Genomic DNA, 16,612 nt, shown 5'->3' with positions numbered 1-16,612 from the left:
CGCTCACTTGGGCTCCTCCACCGGGCGGCGGTGCCCGTCCTGGGTCTGCAGGGTCAGCTCGGGCAGGTCCTTGTGGACCACGGCGCCGGCTCCGGCGACCGCGCAGCGGCCCACCGTGACCCCGGCGAGCACGGTCGCCCGTACCGCCACCCACGCGCCGTCCTCGACCACGATCGGGGCGTTGCGGTAGCGGAAGTCGGCGGCCCGGTGGTCGTGCGAGCCGGTGCAGAGCATGGCTTCCTGCGAGACGCACACGTTCGCCCCGATGGTCACCGGCTCCAGGTTCAGCAGCCAGGCGCCCTCGCCTATCCAGGTGTGGTCCCCGACGTCGAGCTTCCACGGCCACAGCACCCGTACCCGGTGCCGGATCAGCACGCCCTCACCGATCTTCGCGCCGAAGGCCCGCAGCAGCGCCACCCGCACCCGCGCGGGACAGAACCAGCTCATGAACAGGGTGTTCATCACGGCGAACCAGAGCGCCTGCGTCAGCAGCCCGCGGCCCTTGTCGTACCCGGCCAACGTGAAGGAAGGAAGATCCCGCAACTGTCGTCCCCATCTGCTCCCCCAGACTCCGTCCGGGGGGACCCCCGCGCCGCCGCCTCCCCGGGCGTGGCCCGCTCAGACTAGACTGCCCGCGGACCAGGCACATCGGGTGGGGGCGGCAGTGACGACGGACATACGCAAGTCCCCCGCGACGCCCGCGAAGCAGCACGTTCCGTCCCCCTTCGAGGACGAGAGCCTGTGGGGCCGGGCCACCCTCCCGCGCACGCTCCTCTCGCGCGCACTGTCCGTCCCGCTCGCGCTCGGATTCACCGTCTTCCTGCCGCTGTTCGTCGCCGTCCAGACGGGCGCCGGCGTCCGCGACGCGGCCTTCTGGCTCCAGCTGCTGCTCACCATGTACGCGGGTGCCCGGCTCTCCGCGATGGTGCTCACCAGCCGACGCAAGCTGCTCCAGGGCTCCTTCTGGCTCTTCGTCTACATGGCCATGGGCGTGGCCCCCCTCGCGCAGGCCGTCCTCGGCCAGGTCCCCACGCCGGTCGTCGGCCCGCGATCCGACCTGACCGTCGCCATCGGGCTCGTACTGCTCGGCTGCACGGCCTTCGACGTCGGCGTGCTGCTGGCCCGGCACCGCCCGACCGGGCGCGCGGGCGGCTCCCAGAAGCAGTCGAAGCCCGTCATGGCGCACCGGCGCCGACTCCAGCTCCTGACGATCCTGTCGTTCCTCTGCAGCGCCGTTTTCATCATGAAGCTGGGCGGCCCGGCGGTCTTCTTCTCCAGCCGCCAGGAGATCATCGCCGGCATCGAGGAGGCGGGCGTCTCCAACGGCGACGGCCAGGCCGGCCAGGCCCTGCTGCGCGGCTTCGGCACCGTACCGGCGCTGCTCGCGCTGCTCCTGTACACCCGCTGGCTGATCACCTCGAAGTTCGCCCGCCGCAAGGTGTCGATCATCGTCACGTGGGCGGCGCTCGCCGGTCTCAACCTGATCGTCAACAACCCGATCTCGAACCCCCGGTACTGGTTCCTGACGGTCATGTTCGCGCTGCTGTTCACCGTCTTCCCGGTGAGCGCGGCGATGTACCGGGTGGCGCTGTCCATGGCGGTGGTCGTCGCGCTCCTGATCTTCCCGTTCGCGGACCGCTTCCGCTACGACGAGAAGAACTACCGGCCGGTCGAGACGACGTCCTTCCTGGAGCCCATGGCCCTCAAGGACTACGACCAGATCGGCATGTTCGCGAACACCATCACCTTCTCGAACTCCGGCCCCGGCCACTTCTACGGCCGCCAGCTCGCGGGATCGGTCTTCTTCGCGGTGCCGCGCGCGGTGTGGCCCGGCAAGCCGCGGGACACGGGCGTGATGGTCGGCCAGTGGATGGGTACGGTCAACACCAACCTCTCCTCCCCGATCTGGGCCGAGCTGTGGCTGGACTTCGGGCCGCTGGGCATGGGGGCGGGGCTGCTGGGCATGGGGTACGCCTCGGCCCGCGTCGACCGGCGCTACGCGAAGCGGGCCACGCGGCGGAGTCCGCCGGGGAGCCTGATCTCGGTGGTGGTCCCGCTGGTCGCGGGCTACTCGTTCATCCTGCTGCGGGGGCCGCTGCTGCAGGCGTCGGGGCGGGTGGCGATCGCGGCCCTCTGCCTTGCGCTGGTCGCGACCTACCGCACGGACAAGTCCACCACCCTGCGCTAGCCCTGCCCGGGCGGGCCGCGGTGAGGTCTGCCCGGACCCTGCCCGCGCCGCCGCTTCCCGGGGCTCCGCCCCGGACCCCGCGCCTCAAACGCCGGCGGGGCTGAGGGAGCGGGGCTCCGCCGCGGGGTCCGGGCAGGGCACGGGAAACGGTGAAAGGGCGGGGCGGGGAGAGAAGCCCGCGCAGCGGTTCACACGACGGCGGCCCGGTGGGCCCATCGCTGCGCGCGAGCGGTCAGGCGGCGGCCGCAGGCTCGGGTTCCCGCGAGCCGGCGGCGGCCGGGAGACGGGTGACGCGCCACCAGGCGGCCAGGGCCTTGAGGGCCGAGCCGGCCGCCAGGCCCCACGCGGCGCCCGCCACACCCCACACCGCGTACCCGCCGAGCAGCAGCCCCACGGACAGCAGCGAGAAGACCACCTGCAACGACAGCGTGGCCTTCGGGGCGAGCACCCGCAGGGTCAGCAGGGCGCACGTGCCGAGCCCCATCGCGGCGTACTGCGCGCCCGTGGCCGGCAGCAGCGCGGACGCGCCCGCCCAGGTGTCGCCGAGCAGTTCCCGGCCCAGGCGGTCCGGCAACAGGTACAGGGCCGTGGCCCAGCCCGCGCCGACCGCGGCGAGTACGAGTCCCAGCGCGGCCGTGGCCCGCACCGTGGCCCGCTTGCCGCCGAGCCGGCCGAGCACCGGCGGCCCGAAGGCGTTCGCCGAGTTGAACAGCACGTTCAGCGGCCCGAAGAGCGTGGTCGCACCCCGCAGCGCGCCGACGGCCAGCGGCGTCGCGAAGACGCCGAGGCCCAGTACGGCGAGCTGGCTGGAGCCGTTGCCCACGGCGAACTCGACCACGAACCGCTGCCCCAGGTGCCCCCGTCGCAGGTACGGCCGCAGGTCCGTGCGGGAGCCGCGTACGTACGGCCGCAGCAGCCACAGTCCCACCGCCAGCGCGGGCAGTGCGGACAGGCCCCACACCAGCACCAGCCGCCCCGCCGAGGCCCGTTCGGGCTGCAGGGCCAGCGCCGCGACCACGCACACCAGCCGCAGCGCGTCGGCGGCCAGCGCCCGCTGCGGGGTGCGCAGTGCGGAGAAGCAGTACCGCAGGCCGTCCTGGAGGAGCACCAGCGGCAGTACGAGGCCCAGTGCGAGGAAGGCGGTTCCGGTGGCCCCGGCCAGCGCGAGGCCCACCACCAGCAGCAGCGTGCCCACGGCGGCCGACGCGGCGGCGGTGAAGCCCAGCGCCGAGCGGCACGCGGCGCCGAGCCCCTCGCCCTTCTCCAGCACCAGGCTCTGGCCGACGTAGGCCATGTTCAGTCCGAGGAGCACGCTGAAGGTCACGTACACCATCGAGAAGTCGGCGAACCCGGACGCCGAGGACAGCCGGGCGGCCAACACCAGCACCAGGATGTTCGTGGCGCTGGACGCCGCCTGGTCCAGGACCGAAGCGACGGCGGCGAGGCCGCGTCGGCTCATCTGCGGCCCATGCGGACGGTGCGCAGCGCGACGGTGTCGGTGCCGTCACCGGGGATGTGCTGTTCGGGCTCGGCCACTTCGTACGGGATCGGCTGCGGCGCGGACCGGCCGGGCTTCGGAGAGGTCCCGGAACCCCCGGCGGGGCCGGTGGGGGCCGGGCCGACCTTGTCCTTGCCGCGGCCGCGCTTCTCGCCGGGCAGCGGTGCGTGCAGCACCGCGCCGAGCACGGTGCCGCCGGCACCGCTGATCAGCTCGCGGATCCGGGACAGGTCGGTGCGGTGCACGGCGCGCGGGTCGCAGACGACCAGGACGCCGTCGACGCGGTCGACGAGGGCGAGGGCGTCGGCGTAGGAGAGCACGGGCGGAGCGAGCACGACGACCGTGGAGTTGGGGGAATCGGCCTCGGAGATCAGCCGGGTGGCGCGGGCCGAGGTCAGCGAGCGCGGGACGTTGCGCGCCCGCTCGCCCGGGATGAGGTCGAAGGATCCGGACTCCCCGGCGTCCACGACGAGCTGGCGTCCGTCGGGCCATTCGGTGTCCGAGTGACGGCCGCCCGAGTTCGGGCTGCCGGGGGTCTGGCTCCAGCGCGGCCTGCCGCCGGCGTCCGTCGGCAGCTGGCTGGCCAGGACCGGGGTGCGCAGGTCGGCCTCGATGAGGAGGACGTCCTTGCCGGTCTCCGCGAAGGAGGCGGCGAGGTTCACGGCCACCGCGGCCGCGGTCTCGCTGCTGCCGCGCGGGGCGACGACGAGCAGGCGGCGCCGGTCGGCGAAGCGGGAGTCGTAGGCGAGGCGGAAGGCCACCGAGCGGTACTCCTCGGCGAGCCGGGGATCGGCCTCACCGGCGGCGAGCAGCGGTCCGCCGCCCGTCCGGTCCCGGGGCAGGTAACCCAGGACGGGTGCGCGCAGTGCCCGGGCGACATCGCCCTCGGAGCGCGGGGCCGGATCGAAGACGAGGCGGACCCAGGCGGCCAGCAGACCGAGTGCGAGGCCGACGGCCGCACCGAGCGCGAGCGACATGACGATGCCGGGGCCGTCGGTGGCGGTGGGCGCGGTCGCCGCGCTGGTGACGCGGCCCGGGGTCATGTCCAGGGCTTCGAGCTTGGTGATCTTGGTGTTGTAGCCGCCGACCTCGCTCTGCAGGTCGGTCTTGGAGGAGCTGGCGGCGTCGCGTCCGGAGCCGGCCGGCATCCGGGCGATCTCCTTCGACAGCTCGTCGAGCTGCTTGGCGATCGGGTCGCGCTGCTCCTTGTAGCCCTTGACCATCTTGTCGCGGGTGGCGTCGAGGGCCTCCTGCCGCTTCGTCAGGTAGGCCTCGGTCATCGTGTTGGCGCGCTTGGCGGCCTCCTTGGCGGAGTCCGCGGTGTACGTGAAGCGCAGCACCATGGTCTGCGGCGGGTTGGTGACCTGGAGCCCGCTGCGCAGGGCGGCGAAGCCGGACGCGTCCACGCCGAGCTTCTTCGCCGCCTCGTTGGCTATGGAGGAGCTGAGCGCGACCTGGCGCTCCGAGCCGATGTTGATCGCCTTGTCCGGTGCGAGGCTCGGGTTGAACGGGTCGTCGGTGGGTGCGCGCAGGACGACGTCGGCGGTCGCGACATAGGTGTCGGCCGTGGAGATGCCGAGGTAGACGCCGCCCAGCAGACCGATCCCGATGCCCGCGCCGATGAGCCTGCGGTAGCGCAGGAGCTGCCGGAACTGATCTCTGAGGAGATCGGGTTCGTCGTCGACCGGTGCCGCTGCAGGGCGGTTCGTCTCGATCACGGCCGGGGTCCCCCAAGTGCTTCGTCTATCAGTGCGTCGATGCGGGCCAGGCCCGCTTCGCGGCTCAGGTGGGCCGCCACGTGGCGGGGTCCGGCCGCTCCCAGTGCGTCCGCGCCTTCAGGGTCCTCGGCCAGGGCCCGTACGGCCTTCAGCAGGGCTTCGGGGTCCTCCGGCGGTACGAGCACCCCTGCGCCCGAGCGTTCCACTTCCTGGGCGGTTCCGCCCTCCGCGGCCACGGAGGCCACGACGGGCCGACCGGTCTGGAAGTACGAGGTCAGCTTCGACGGGACGCTCATGTCCAGCACGGCGGCGTGCTGCGTGACTGCGAGAACGTCCGCCGCCGCGAGGATATCCGGGAACTCGCCGTCAGCGGCAGGGGGGATGATGTCCAGATTCGGCACATCCGCCGCGAGATCGGACAGAGCCGCGCGCTGGCTGCCGTCGCCCATCAGGACGAACCGGACGCTCGGATCGAGCCGGGCGGCGCCGACGAGGACTTCGAGGCCCTGCTTGAGGCCCATGTTCCCGGAGTGCAGGACGACGGTCTCGCCGGGGGCCCAGCCGAGGTGGTGCCGGGTCTCGCCGCGCGGCTTGGTGGGCACCGGCACGTGGGACCAGTTGGGGACGAGGCGGATCTTCCCCGGGTCCACGCCCATGCCGACGACCCGGTCCACGAAGGTCTCGTGGATGACGCCGACGAGGGTGGCGCGCTTGAGGGCGTAGGCCTCGGCGCGGCCGGCGATCGCGGCGGCCTTGTCGCCGCCGCTGATCCCGCTCTGTGCGGCGGCGGCGCCCATCAGGTCCTGGACGACCGGGATGTACGGGACCTTCCAGCGCGCCGCGAGCCGGGCGGCGAGCACGCCGCCGGCCAGGCTGGGCATCTGGGCGAGGACCGCGTCCGGCTTGCGCATCTTCGGCGGGGCCACGGCGCCGTGCAGCAGAATCGATCCTTCGAAAAGGGCCCGCTTCACGGCGGTCTGGCGCGGCGGCACGGTGTGCGCACGCCGGTGCACGGTGACCCCCGCGCGCTGTTCCGTGCGCTGGAACGCGCCCTTGTACTCGGGTTCGAGCGACCACGCCGGGTAGTGCGGCATGCCGGCCAGCACATGGGTCTCGTGACCGAGATCCGCCCAGTGCTCCGCGATCTGGGTCGCATACGGGCCGATCCCCGCGTGCTCCGGAGCGTAATTGGTGGAAACCAGCAGCATGCGCCGCTGACCGGATCTGGACACCGTGCGTCCCCTCTTCCCCTGGATGATGCGCACGTCACCCTATTCGTTCACCCGCGTGGTGCGGAACGTGCACGCTATTGTCTGCTAATCCGCTACACCGGGGGGTGTGGCCGCTGGGGGTAAATGATGACGGAGCACGACATGTCCGACCTTGGCGCGCCTGCGCGTCGACCGTATCGAGTCGGCTACGCGCCCGGCGCCTACGATCTGTTCCACATCGGACATCTCAACATCCTTCGGCACGCCCGGAGCCAGTGCGACTACCTGGTCGCCGGAGTCGTCTCGGACGAGATGGCCGAGCTCGCCAAGGGGCGCCGCCCGATGATCCCGCTCGTCGAGCGGCTGGAGATCGTGCGCAGCGTGAAGTACGTCGACGCGGCCTTCGTCGAGACGGTCCCCGACAAGGTGGAGACCTGGAAGCAGGTCCGCTTCGACGTCATCTTCAAGGGCGACGACTGGCGCGGCACGCCCAAGGGCGACCGGCTCGAGAAGGACTTCGCCGCCCACGGCGTCGACGTCGTCTACTTCCCCTACACCGTGCACACGTCCAGCACCCAGCTGCGCCGGGCGCTGGACGCGCTCGCCGAACCGGCCCCGGCGCCGGGCCAGGTCACCGGCGAACGGCGCTGAGCTCCCGGAACCACTTCGCCAGGAACGCCAGCAGGAACAGCGCGGCGACCACGCCCAGTCCCGCGTACGCCCACACGAACAGCTTCCCGCCGCCGAGCAGCAGGAACACCAGGCAGAACACCCCGTAGTCCACGGGCAGTAGAGCCACCGCGCGCGCGGTCGACGGCGCGGCCGCCGGGCTGCCGGGAGCCGGCTTGGGCTTCAGCTTCTCGGTCAGCAGCCCCCCGAAGAAGGTCACCACCGCGGCGAACTGGAAGCCCAGCGGCACCAGTAGCCAGCCGTCCGCGCCCGTCCCGTACGCGTCGGGGAAGCGGTAGAAGGCGATCAGCACGCAGGAGTGCAGGGCGGTGAGCTTGGCGGCGTCCACCACGTGGTCGAGCCATTCGCCGGCCGCGCTGCCGCCCCCGCGCAGCCGGGCGAGCTGCCCGTCGGCGGAGTCGAAGGCGAAACCGACGGCGAGGGCGGCCCACACCGCGATCCCCAGCCCCCACGAGGGAGCGGTCAGCGCGACCGCGGCCACGGCGGCGAAGCTGAAGGCGGCACTGATCAGCGTCACCTGGTTCGGGGTGAGCCCCAGCGCGTACGAACCGGCGGCCAGGTACCGCCCGGCGGGCCGGTTGACGAACCGGGAGTAGAGCGACACCCCCTTCGCCGACTTCTGCGCCCCGCGCAGTTCCTGCAGCGCGGTCGTGACTCTGCCCATGCAGGGCCCCCCTCCGAGACGATGTCGAACACATCATCGCAGTACGAACGAGGGGGCTGGTTCCGGATGTCGGGTACGTCCGGAACCAGAGGAGGAACGGTCCGGGCCGCCGCTCAGCTCACCACCTTCAGCAGCAGCACCGACCGCGCCGGGACCGTCAGGGTCTGCCCGCCGTGGTGCCGGGTCCGGGGAGGGTCGGCCTGGTCCTCCAGGGAGGTGTCCAGGACGACCTCGTACACCTCCGCCCAGGGCGCCCCAGGCAGGACCCACGCCACCGGCCGGTCCCCGGTGTGCAACAGCGCGAGGAAGCTGTCGTCCGTCACCTGCCGGCCCCGCTCGTCACGGCCCGGGATGTCCCGCCCCGACAGGTACATCCCCAGCGCGGCGGCCGGCGCGTACCAGTCCCGCTCCGTCATCTCCGCGCCCGCCGGGGTGAACCAGGCCAGGTCCCGCAGCCCGTCCGCGCCCTGCGAACGCCCGGAGAAGAACGCCCGCCGCCGCAGCACCGGATGGGCGTGGCGCAGAGCGATCAGCCGGGAGGCCAGGGCGAAGAGCGACTGCCAGGCCGGATCCTCCAGCAGCGACCAGTCCACCCAGCCCGTCTCGTTGTCCTGGCAGTACGCGTTGTTGTTGCCGTCCTGCGTGCGCCCGAACTCGTCCCCGGCCACCAGCATCGGCACGCCCGTGGACAGCAGCAGCGTGGTGAGCAGGTTGCGCAGCTGGCGACGGCGCAGCACGCCGATCCGGGGATCGTCGCTCTCGCCCTCCGCCCCGCAGTTCCAGGACCGGTTGTCATGGGTCCCGTCCCGGTTCGCCTCCCCGTTCGCCTCGTTGTGCTTGCGCTCGTACGACACCAGGTCGCGCAGGGTGAAACCGTCGTGCGCGGTCACGAAGTTCACCGAGGCGTACGGCCGCCGCCCGCCCCACGCGTACAGGTCGCTGGAGCCCGACAGCCGGTAGCCGAGGTCCCGTACGTCGGGCAGCGCGCCCCGCCAGAAGTCCCGTACGGCGTCCCGGTAGCGGTCGTTCCACTCCGTCCACAGCGGGGGGAACGCCCCCACCTGGTAACCGCCCGAGCCCACGTCCCACGGCTCGGCGATGAGTTTCACCCGCCGCAGCACCGGGTCCTGGGCGATCACCGCGAGGAACGGCGACAGCATGTCCACGTCGTGCATCGACCGGGCCAGCGCCGCCGCCAGGTCGAAGCGGAAGCCGTCCACACCCATCTCGGTGACCCAGTAGCGCAGCGAGTCGGTGATCAGTCGCAGCACGTGCGGGCGCCCCGCGTGCAGGGTGTTCCCGCAGCCCGTGTAGTCGGAGTACCGCCGCTGGTCGGACTGCAGCCGGTAGTAGCCCCGGTTGTCGATCCCGCGCAGCGACAGCGTCGGGCCCAGCTCGCCCGCCTCCGCCGTGTGGTTGTAGACCACGTCGAGGATGACCTCGATCCCGGCCGCGTGCAGGGCCCGCACCATCCGCTTGAACTCCCCGACCTGCTGCCCGGCCGTCCCGCTCGCCGAGTACGCCGCGTGCGGGGCGAAGTAGCCGATCGAGTTGTAGCCCCAGTAGTTGCGCAGCCCCCGGCGCAGCAGGTGGTCCTCGTGCGCGAACTGGTGCACCGGCAGCAGCTCGACCGCCGTCACGCCCAGCCCCGTCAGGTGCTCGATCGCCGCCGGGTGGGCCAGGCCCGCGTAGGTGCCGCGCAGCTCCTCGGGAATGTCCGGATGGCGCATCGTGAAGCCGCGCACGTGCAGCTCGTAGATCACCGAATCGGCCCACGGGGTCTTCGGCCGGACGTCGTCCGCCCAGTCGTCGTCATCGTGGACGACCACGCCCTTCGGGACGAACGGCGCGGAGTCCCGGTCGTCGCGCACGGTGTCCGCGATGTACTGCTGCGGCCAGTCCCGGACGTGCGCGTACACCTCCGGGGGCAGCGTGAAGTCCCCGTCCACGGCGCGCGCGTACGGGTCCAGGAGCAGCTTCGCCGGGTTGTAGCGGGCGCCCGTCCAAGGATCCCAGCGGCCGTGCACCCGGAATCCGTACCGCTGCCCGGGGCGTACGCCCGGCACGAACCCGTGCCAGATCTCGTGCGTGTGCTCCGTCAGGGTGCAGCGGGTCTCGGCGCCGGCCTCGTCGAACAGACACACCTCCACCGCCTCCGCGCCCTGCGCCCACAGGGCGAAGTTGGTGCCCGCGGTCCCGTCCGGACCGTGATGGAACCGGGCCCCCAGCGGATGCGAGGACCCCGGCCACACCGGTGCCCCCGGGCGCGCGTGCACCCGTATCACCTGGCCCCTGACCTGCCCGTTCGGCCGCTCCTTCAGTCGGCCGTCGATCTGCGGTACGGGCACGGCCCGGCCGCTCCGCACCGCTTCCGCGGCATTGCTGACGGCTTCCACCGCCTCCTGCTCGGCTGCGCTCGACACTGCCCGCCTCCACGGCTCCTGGGTACCGGCGGGGGTAGGGGAGAGTGCGGCCCCGGCGTCCCGGCCTGGGCCCGCCCCCGTCTGGTCCTTCACACTGTTCTGCCCGGACAGTTCTGCCCGGAACGTGGCCCGCGCTCACGTTTCCCCCGCAGCGCCCGGTCGTTGGAGGGATCGTGACACTTCTGACGAGGCGGGCAGGGGCGGGCTTGGCCGCCGTGGCGGCATGGGCGGGCCTGCTGGGCGGGCTGGCCGGATGCACCCAGGACGGCAAGGCCCCGGTCGAGATCCAGCTGCCCGGAAAACCCCGCTCGCCGGACGAGGCCATCCGCATCACCCCCGACGACAACGCGAAGGGGGTCCCCGCGGACGGGAGGCTGTCGGTCACCGTGCCCGAGGGCCGCCTGGAGCGGGTCGTCGTCACCAAGGTGGAGGACGCACAGCAGGAACTGGTCCCCGGCGCCATCGCCGACGACGGGCTCAGCTGGAGCCCCGACCCCGAGTTCGGACGGCTCGCGCTCGCGGCCAAGTACACCGTGGACGCCGTCGCCCTCGACGGGCACGACCGTCGCCAGGCCCGCCACACCACCTTCACCACCTACGTTCCCGAAGAGCGGTTCATCGGCTACTTCAAGCCCGAGAACCGCTCGACCGTCGGCACCGGGATGATCGTCTCCTTCCGGTTCAGTCAGGCGATCGAGCGCCGCGCCGAAGTGGAGCGGGCCATTTCCGTCACGTCGGACCCGGGCGTGCAGGTCGTCGGCCACTGGTTCGGGCGGGAGCGGCTCGACTTCCGGCCCAAGGAGTACTGGAAGTCCGGCACCAAGGTCACCGTGAAGATGGACCTGCGCGACATCGAGGGCGCGCCCGGCGCGTACGGCATCCAGGACAAGACCTTCAGCTTCACCGTGGGCCGCTCCCAGATCTCCACCGTGGACGCGGACGCGCACACCATGGAGGTCCGCCGCGGCGGGCAGTTGGTGTCGACCGTCCCGATCAGCGCCGGGGCGCCCAAGACCACCACGTACAACGGCAAGATGGTGGTGATGGAGATGTTCGACGTCACCCGCATGAACGGCCAGACCGTCGGCTTCGGCGGCGAGTACGACATCCCCGACGTCCCGCACGCCATGCGGCTCACCTCCTCCGGAACCTTCCTGCACGGGAACTACTGGTCCAGCCCCGACACCTTCGGCACCACCAACGTGAGCCACGGCTGCGTGGGCCTGCGCGACGACAAGGGCGGCGGCTCCGACACCCCGGCCGGCTGGTTCTTCGACCGGACCCTCGTCGGGGACGTGGTGGAGGTCGTGAACTCGCAGGACAAGACGGTCGCCCCGGACAACGGGCTGGGCGGCTGGAACATGTCCTGGGCGGACTGGGTCGCCGGCTCCGCCATCGCCTGATCGACAAGACGTCCCCTCGGGCCGGCCCGCCCGGGAGAGTGATCACTGTGATCGAAATGCCGTAGCGCAGAGTGTCCCCGCCGCGCCCCGCCGAACCCCGCCCGCAGCCTGTCAGGGCAGATCAGGGCAGCAGGCAACGGACGGAGCGTCATGTCAGCAAGGAACTGGACCCTCGGGCTCGCGATCGGAGCCGTACTGGCCTCCGCCGCGCCCGCGGCCTTCGCGGAGGGTCCCGGTGACGACCGCCCGACGGCGGTCGTCAGAGCTCCGCTTCCCGGGGGGCTGGGGCCCTGCGTCCCGGGAGACTGCCCCGACCCGTACCCGGCCATCGGCACCGACGGCGTCCCGCAGGGCCGGGACGACGGCGTCAACGTCTTCGCGGGGGGCGACTTCCGCGTCCGGGGCCGGGCCTCGGAGGCCGAGGGCCGCCTCGTCGTCCTCGGCGACTTCGACCAGGACAAGCAGGCGGGCGGGGACAGCCGCTACAACGTGGGGATCGTCGGCGCCGGATCGAGGGTGCCCCCGCCCGTCGGCGCCGACTTCCTCACCACCGGCGGATCGGTCACCGTCGCGTCGGGCGAACGCCTGCTCGCCGACGGCGGCGTCGTCCGGTACGCCGGCTCCGTCGAGGGCACGGTGACGGGCCGCCCGGTCCGCGACCCCGCCGCCGTCACCCCGTACGCGGGGCTGCGCGACCGGCTCAGCGCCGCCAGCGAGTGCTACGCGCGGGTCGACGGGCAGTCCCGCCCGGCCACCGGCACGGCCGTCAACAACGGCTACGAGACGCTCTTCACCGGCGACGGCTCCTCCGCGCTCCAGGTCTTCAACGTCGACGCGAACCTCGTCGGCAACGGGGGCGGCCAGCAGGGCATCCGCTTCACCCGCATCCCGGCCACGGCCACCGTGCTGGTGAACGTCCTGGGCGCCACCCGCACGATCAGCACGTACAGCGGCGGCATCCAGGACACCGACCCCCTCAACGCCTACCGCGACCGGCTGCTGTGGAACTTCCCGGACGCCACCACCGTGCACCTGACCGGCGGCGGCCAGTTCCAGGGCAGCTTCCTCATGGGGCAGCAGTCCTCGGAGACCACCGTCACCCTGCCCGGCATCAACGGGCGCTTCTTCACCACCGGCTCCGTCACCCACGGCAGCAGCACGACCGGGGGCGGCGGCCAGGAGTTCCACGCCTACCCCTTCAACGGCGACCTGCCCGAGTGCGGCGGCCCGGCGCCGGTGACCGGCACGGTCTCGGTGCTCAAGCGGGATGCGGGGACGGGCACGGCGCTGCAGGGGGCGCACTTCGAACTGTGGCGCGAGACGAACGGGACCGACGGCTTGCAGGACACCGCGCCGCGGGCCGACACCCTGGTCGCCGAGTGCGTCACACCGGCGAGCGGCATCTGCGAGCGGACCACCGAGCCCGGCACGTACTACTGGCGCGAGACCCGGGCGCCGCTCGGCTACGACCTGGACGACACCGTCCACGAGCTGACCCTCACCGCCGAGAACGCCGCGGCCGGGGTCCGGTACGAGGCGGACAACCGGCGCACCCCCGAGCCGCCGGACGCGGCCCGGGTGGTGCTGCGCAAGACCGACCGGGCCACCGGCCTCCCGCTGGCGGGCGCGCGGTTCGACCTCTGGCGGGAGAGCAACGGCTCCACCGGCCTCCAGACGGACCCGACGGGCGGCGACACCCGTCTTGACGGGGCTTGCGTGACGGACACCGGGGGCACCTGCACGGTGGAGCTGCCGATCGGGCACACCTACTACTGGCGGGAGACCGCCGCCCCCACCGGGTACGAGACCCCGGCCGACCCGGCCACCCGGTTCGACCTGGACCGGGGTGACGTGGCGGACGGCATCGTCGTCGACGTCGCGAACACCCCGGTGAGCGAGGCGTACGAGGGCTCGATCCGGGTCGTGAAGCAGGACGCCAGGACCAAGCGACCGCTGCGCGGTGCGGTCTTCGAGCTGTGGCAGGAGACCAACAACACCCCGGGCCTGCAGACGCGCGGCATCAACGCCGATCGCCGGGTCGCCCCGGGCTGCACCACCGACCGGACCGGAGTCTGCACCTTCGGCCCGCTCCCCGAGGGCTGGTACTACCTGGTCGAGACGGCGGTACCCGCGGGCTACGCCCTGCCCGCCGACCGGGTCACCGGCCCGCTGCGCCTCGACATCGGCACCCCGGACCAGCGCATCGTGGTGACGCTGCGGAACAAGCCGGTCGACCACGGCAAGGACGACCACGGCAAGGGGGACCAGGGCAAGGGCAAGCACCCCAAGCACCCGAAGGGCGACCACGGCAAGGGCAAGCACCCCCAGCAGCCGAAGCACCCGAAGGGCGACCACGGGAAGGGCAAGCACTCCAAGCACCCCCAGCACTCCAAGAACCCGAAGAACCCGAAGCACTCCAAGCACTCCAAGCCCCCGGGCCTGACCCCTCGGCGGCCGCCCCCTCGGGATTGGCCTGATCACCCACCGTGTCCCGGCCACGGGGCGGCCGCCGCAGCACTTCTCCGGGCAGTTGGGACGGAACGGTGACAAGACCGTGGCTCATCGTGATCCCTCCGTGTGATTACCTGTCAACAAGCGCGCGACAGTCCGCGCGCGGGGGACATGGGGAGAACACGAGTGAACGTGCAGCCGATACGCGGCCGCGCCCGCACCGGCCTGCCGGCCCTGTTGCTGGGGGCGGCCCTGCTGTTCACCACCGCGTGCGGTGGCGGTGGCGGCAGCAACAGCGGCGGCAGCGGTGGCGACAACGCCGGGGGTGGCACCAAGACCGGTACCGAGGCCTCCAAGGCGGTCGTCAGCGTCAAGCCCGACGACGGGGCCAAGGAGGTCGCCACCAGCGGCGTCCTGAAGATAACGAGCACGGGCGGCAAGCTCAGCACGGTGGCCGTGGCGGACACCAAGGGCAACGCGGTCGAGGGCAAGATCGCCGACGACGGTGCCACCTGGGAGCCGGCCCGCCACCTGGCCTCCGCCACCGAGTACAAGGTGCACGCGGTCGCCAAGGACGAGGCCGGCCGGGAGTCCGCCAAGGACACCACTTTCACCACCCTGACCCCGACCAACACCTTCGTGGGCCACTACACGCCCGAGGACGGCGCCACCGTCGGCGTGGGCATGCCGGTCTCGATCAACTTCACCCGGGGAATCACCAACCCCGAAGCCGTCGAGAAGGCCATCACGGTCACGGCCGAGCCGGCCGTCCAGGTCGAGGGCCACTGGTTCGGCAACGACCGCCTCGACTTCCGCCCCGAGAACTACTGGGCCGCGGGCACCAAGGTCACCGTGAAGCTCGCCCTCGACGGGGTCGAAGGCCGCCCCGGCGTCTACGGCAAGCAGACCCGTACGGTCACCTTCACCATCGGCCGCTCCCAGGTCTCCACGGTCGACGCGAGCACCAAGCAGATGGAGGTCGTCCGTGACGGCCAGGTGCTCAAGAACGTCCCGATCACCGCGGGCGCCCCGTCGACGACCACGTACAACGGTCAGATGGTCATCAGCGAGAAGTACGAGGTGACCCGGATGAACGGCGCGACCGTCGGCTTCGGCGGCGAGTACGACATCGCCGACGTCCCGCACGCCATGCGCCTGTCGCAGTCGGGCACCTTCGTGCACGGCAACTACTGGGCCTCCTCCGGCACCTTCGGCTCCACGAACGTCAGCCACGGCTGCGTGGGCCTGCGCGACCAGCGCGGCGGCGGCGACCCCAATGCGCCCGCGGCCTGGTTCTTCAACGAGTCGCTGATCGGCGACGTGGTCGTCGTGAAGAACTCGAAGGACAAGCAGATCGCCCCGGACAACGGCCTCAACGGCTGGAACATGCCGTGGGCGGAGTGGATCAAGTAAGTACGCCGCCCACGCGGTCGGAGTGGCCCGGTGCTGTGACCCACAGCACCGGGCCACTCCGCGTTAACCGGCGCTAACCTGACCCGTATGACCCTCTCTCTCGAAGTCTCCGAAGGCGTCGGCACCATCCGCCTGGACCGGCCGCCCATGAACGCCCTGGACATCGCCACCCAGGACCGGCTGCGCGAGCTCGCGGTGGAGGCGACCGACCGGGCGGACGTCCGCGCGGTCATCATCTACGGCGGCGAGAAGGTGTTCGCGGCGGGCGCGGACATCAAGGAGATGCAGACGATGGACCACGCGGCGATGGTCGCCCGGTCCCGCGCGCTCCAGGACGCCTTCACCGCCGTCGCCCGGATCCCCAAGCCCGTCGTCGCGGCCATCACCGGCTACGCGCTGGGCGGCGGGTGCGAACTCGCCCTGTGTGCCGACTACCGGATCGCCGCCGACAACGCCAAGCTCGGCCAGCCCGAGATCCTGCTCGGCCTGATCCCGGGCGCGGGCGGTACCCAGCGGCTCTCCCGGCTGATCGGTCCGTCCAAGGCCAAGGACCTGATCTTCACCGGGCGCATGGTCAAGGCCGACGAGGCGCTGACCCTCGGCCTGGTCGACCGGGTGGTGCCCGCCGCCGAGGTGTACGAGCAGGCGCACGCCTGGGCCGCCAAGCTGGCGCAGGGTCCGGCGATCGCGCTGCGCGCCGCCAAGGAGTGTGTGGACGCGGGTCTGGAGGCCGACATCGACACCGGTCTCACCATCGAACGCAATTGGTTCGCGGGCCTGTTCGCCACCGAGGACCGCGAGCGCGGCATGCGCAGCTTCGTCGAAGAGGGCCCGGGCAAGGCGAAGTTCGTCTGAGCCGGCACCCCGGCCGAGGACCCTGGTCCTCCCTGTGGGTGGATTAGCCAGGCCTTAAGCCAGCCTTAAGGCGAGTGAGTGATCCACTCGCTGTGGTC

General features: G+C 72.0%; 12 protein-coding genes. 6 read left to right on the top strand and 6 right to left on the bottom strand.

What is annotated here, in order from left to right:
• Positions 1-3: 3 nt before the first annotated feature.
• Positions 4-543 (bottom strand): WcaF family extracellular polysaccharide biosynthesis acetyltransferase, encoded by a 540-nt coding sequence (locus OG386_RS15495; protein ID WP_328788643.1) that lies wholly within the window; start codon positions 541-543, stop codon positions 4-6.
• Between the two features lie 121 nt (positions 544-664).
• Here OG386_RS15495 and OG386_RS15490 point away from each other — a divergent pair, with 121 nt between their 5' ends.
• The gene (locus tag OG386_RS15490) at positions 665-2,188 is read left to right on the top strand and encodes a hypothetical protein (protein WP_405788768.1); all 1,524 of its coding nucleotides are present in this window, start codon (positions 665-667) and stop codon (positions 2,186-2,188) included.
• A 232-nt stretch (positions 2,189-2,420) separates the two neighbouring features.
• On the opposite strand, the gene OG386_RS15485 is transcribed toward OG386_RS15490, so the two are convergent.
• The 3 genes from OG386_RS15485 to OG386_RS15475 are packed head-to-tail and all read right to left on the bottom strand — an operon-like array spanning position 2,421 to position 6,612.
• Positions 2,421-3,647, bottom strand: a complete 1,227-nt coding sequence (locus OG386_RS15485; protein ID WP_328788642.1) for a hypothetical protein — start codon at positions 3,645-3,647, stop codon at positions 2,421-2,423.
• Positions 3,644-5,404, bottom strand: a complete 1,761-nt coding sequence (locus OG386_RS15480) for a lipopolysaccharide biosynthesis protein (protein WP_327383150.1) — start codon at positions 5,402-5,404, stop codon at positions 3,644-3,646. The genes OG386_RS15485 and OG386_RS15480 overlap by 4 nt, the downstream gene beginning before the upstream one ends.
• On the bottom strand, positions 5,401-6,612 hold the full coding sequence (locus OG386_RS15475) for a glycosyltransferase (RefSeq protein WP_328793262.1): 1,212 nt from the start codon (positions 6,610-6,612) through the stop codon (positions 5,401-5,403). The genes OG386_RS15480 and OG386_RS15475 overlap by 4 nt, the downstream gene beginning before the upstream one ends.
• 165 nt (positions 6,613-6,777) lie before the next feature.
• Here OG386_RS15475 and OG386_RS15470 point away from each other — a divergent pair, with 165 nt between their 5' ends.
• Entirely contained in the window at positions 6,778-7,266 is a 489-nt protein-coding gene (locus OG386_RS15470; RefSeq protein WP_030009114.1) for an adenylyltransferase/cytidyltransferase family protein, read from the top strand.
• Here OG386_RS15470 and OG386_RS15465 read toward each other — a convergent pair.
• Together OG386_RS15465 and glgX are read right to left on the bottom strand one after the other, a co-directional pair.
• Positions 7,247-7,969, bottom strand: coding sequence for a CDP-alcohol phosphatidyltransferase family protein (locus OG386_RS15465; RefSeq protein ID WP_030009113.1), 723 nt, complete (start codon positions 7,967-7,969; stop codon positions 7,247-7,249). The two genes, OG386_RS15470 and OG386_RS15465, sit on opposite strands and share 20 nt — an antisense overlap.
• Positions 7,970-8,082: 113 nt before the next feature.
• Positions 8,083-10,392, bottom strand: a complete 2,310-nt coding sequence (gene glgX / locus OG386_RS15460; protein WP_328788641.1) for a glycogen debranching protein GlgX — start codon at positions 10,390-10,392, stop codon at positions 8,083-8,085.
• A 182-nt stretch (positions 10,393-10,574) separates the two neighbouring features.
• On the opposite strand from glgX, the gene OG386_RS15455 reads away from it, so the two are divergent.
• From OG386_RS15455 to OG386_RS15440, 4 genes are all read left to right on the top strand, one after another.
• Positions 10,575-11,795 carry a L,D-transpeptidase gene (locus tag OG386_RS15455; protein WP_327388471.1) on the top strand — a complete coding sequence of 407 codons (1,221 nt, stop codon included), beginning with the start codon at positions 10,575-10,577 and terminating at the stop codon, positions 11,793-11,795.
• Between the two features lie 150 nt (positions 11,796-11,945).
• Entirely contained in the window at positions 11,946-14,342 is a 2,397-nt protein-coding gene (locus tag OG386_RS15450; protein ID WP_328788640.1) for a choice-of-anchor A family protein, read from the top strand.
• A 75-nt stretch (positions 14,343-14,417) separates the two neighbouring features.
• Positions 14,418-15,659, top strand: coding sequence for a L,D-transpeptidase (locus tag OG386_RS15445; RefSeq protein ID WP_405788774.1), 1,242 nt, complete (start codon positions 14,418-14,420; stop codon positions 15,657-15,659).
• Between the two features lie 87 nt (positions 15,660-15,746).
• Positions 15,747-16,514 (top strand): enoyl-CoA hydratase/isomerase family protein, encoded by a 768-nt coding sequence (locus tag OG386_RS15440; protein ID WP_030009108.1) that lies wholly within the window; start codon positions 15,747-15,749, stop codon positions 16,512-16,514.
• Positions 16,515-16,612: the final 98 nt, after the last annotated feature.

Origin of the sequence: Streptomyces sp. NBC_00273, from assembly GCF_036178145.1 — a bacterium.
Lineage (GTDB): Bacteria > Actinomycetota > Actinomycetes > Streptomycetales > Streptomycetaceae > Streptomyces.
Note: the sequence above shows the minus strand (reverse complement) of the source record. Positions and strands in the feature narration are given on the sequence as shown.

Excerpts from the sequence above, each read along its gene's own strand:
- OG386_RS15440 (WP_030009108.1), top strand. The coding sequence starts at position 15,747 with ATGACCCTCTCTCTCGAAGTCTCCGAAGGCGTCGGCACCATCCGCCTG.
- OG386_RS15445 (WP_405788774.1), top strand. The coding sequence starts at position 14,418 with ATGGGGAGAACACGAGTGAACGTGCAGCCGATACGCGGCCGCGCCCGC.
- OG386_RS15450 (WP_328788640.1), top strand. The coding sequence starts at position 11,946 with ATGTCAGCAAGGAACTGGACCCTCGGGCTCGCGATCGGAGCCGTACTG.
- OG386_RS15470 (WP_030009114.1), top strand. The coding sequence starts at position 6,778 with ATGTCCGACCTTGGCGCGCCTGCGCGTCGACCGTATCGAGTCGGCTAC.
- OG386_RS15465 (WP_030009113.1), bottom strand. The coding sequence starts at position 7,969 with ATGGGCAGAGTCACGACCGCGCTGCAGGAACTGCGCGGGGCGCAGAAG.
- OG386_RS15485 (WP_328788642.1), bottom strand. The coding sequence starts at position 3,647 with ATGAGCCGACGCGGCCTCGCCGCCGTCGCTTCGGTCCTGGACCAGGCG.
- OG386_RS15475 (WP_328793262.1), bottom strand. The coding sequence starts at position 6,612 with ATGCTGCTGGTTTCCACCAATTACGCTCCGGAGCACGCGGGGATCGGC.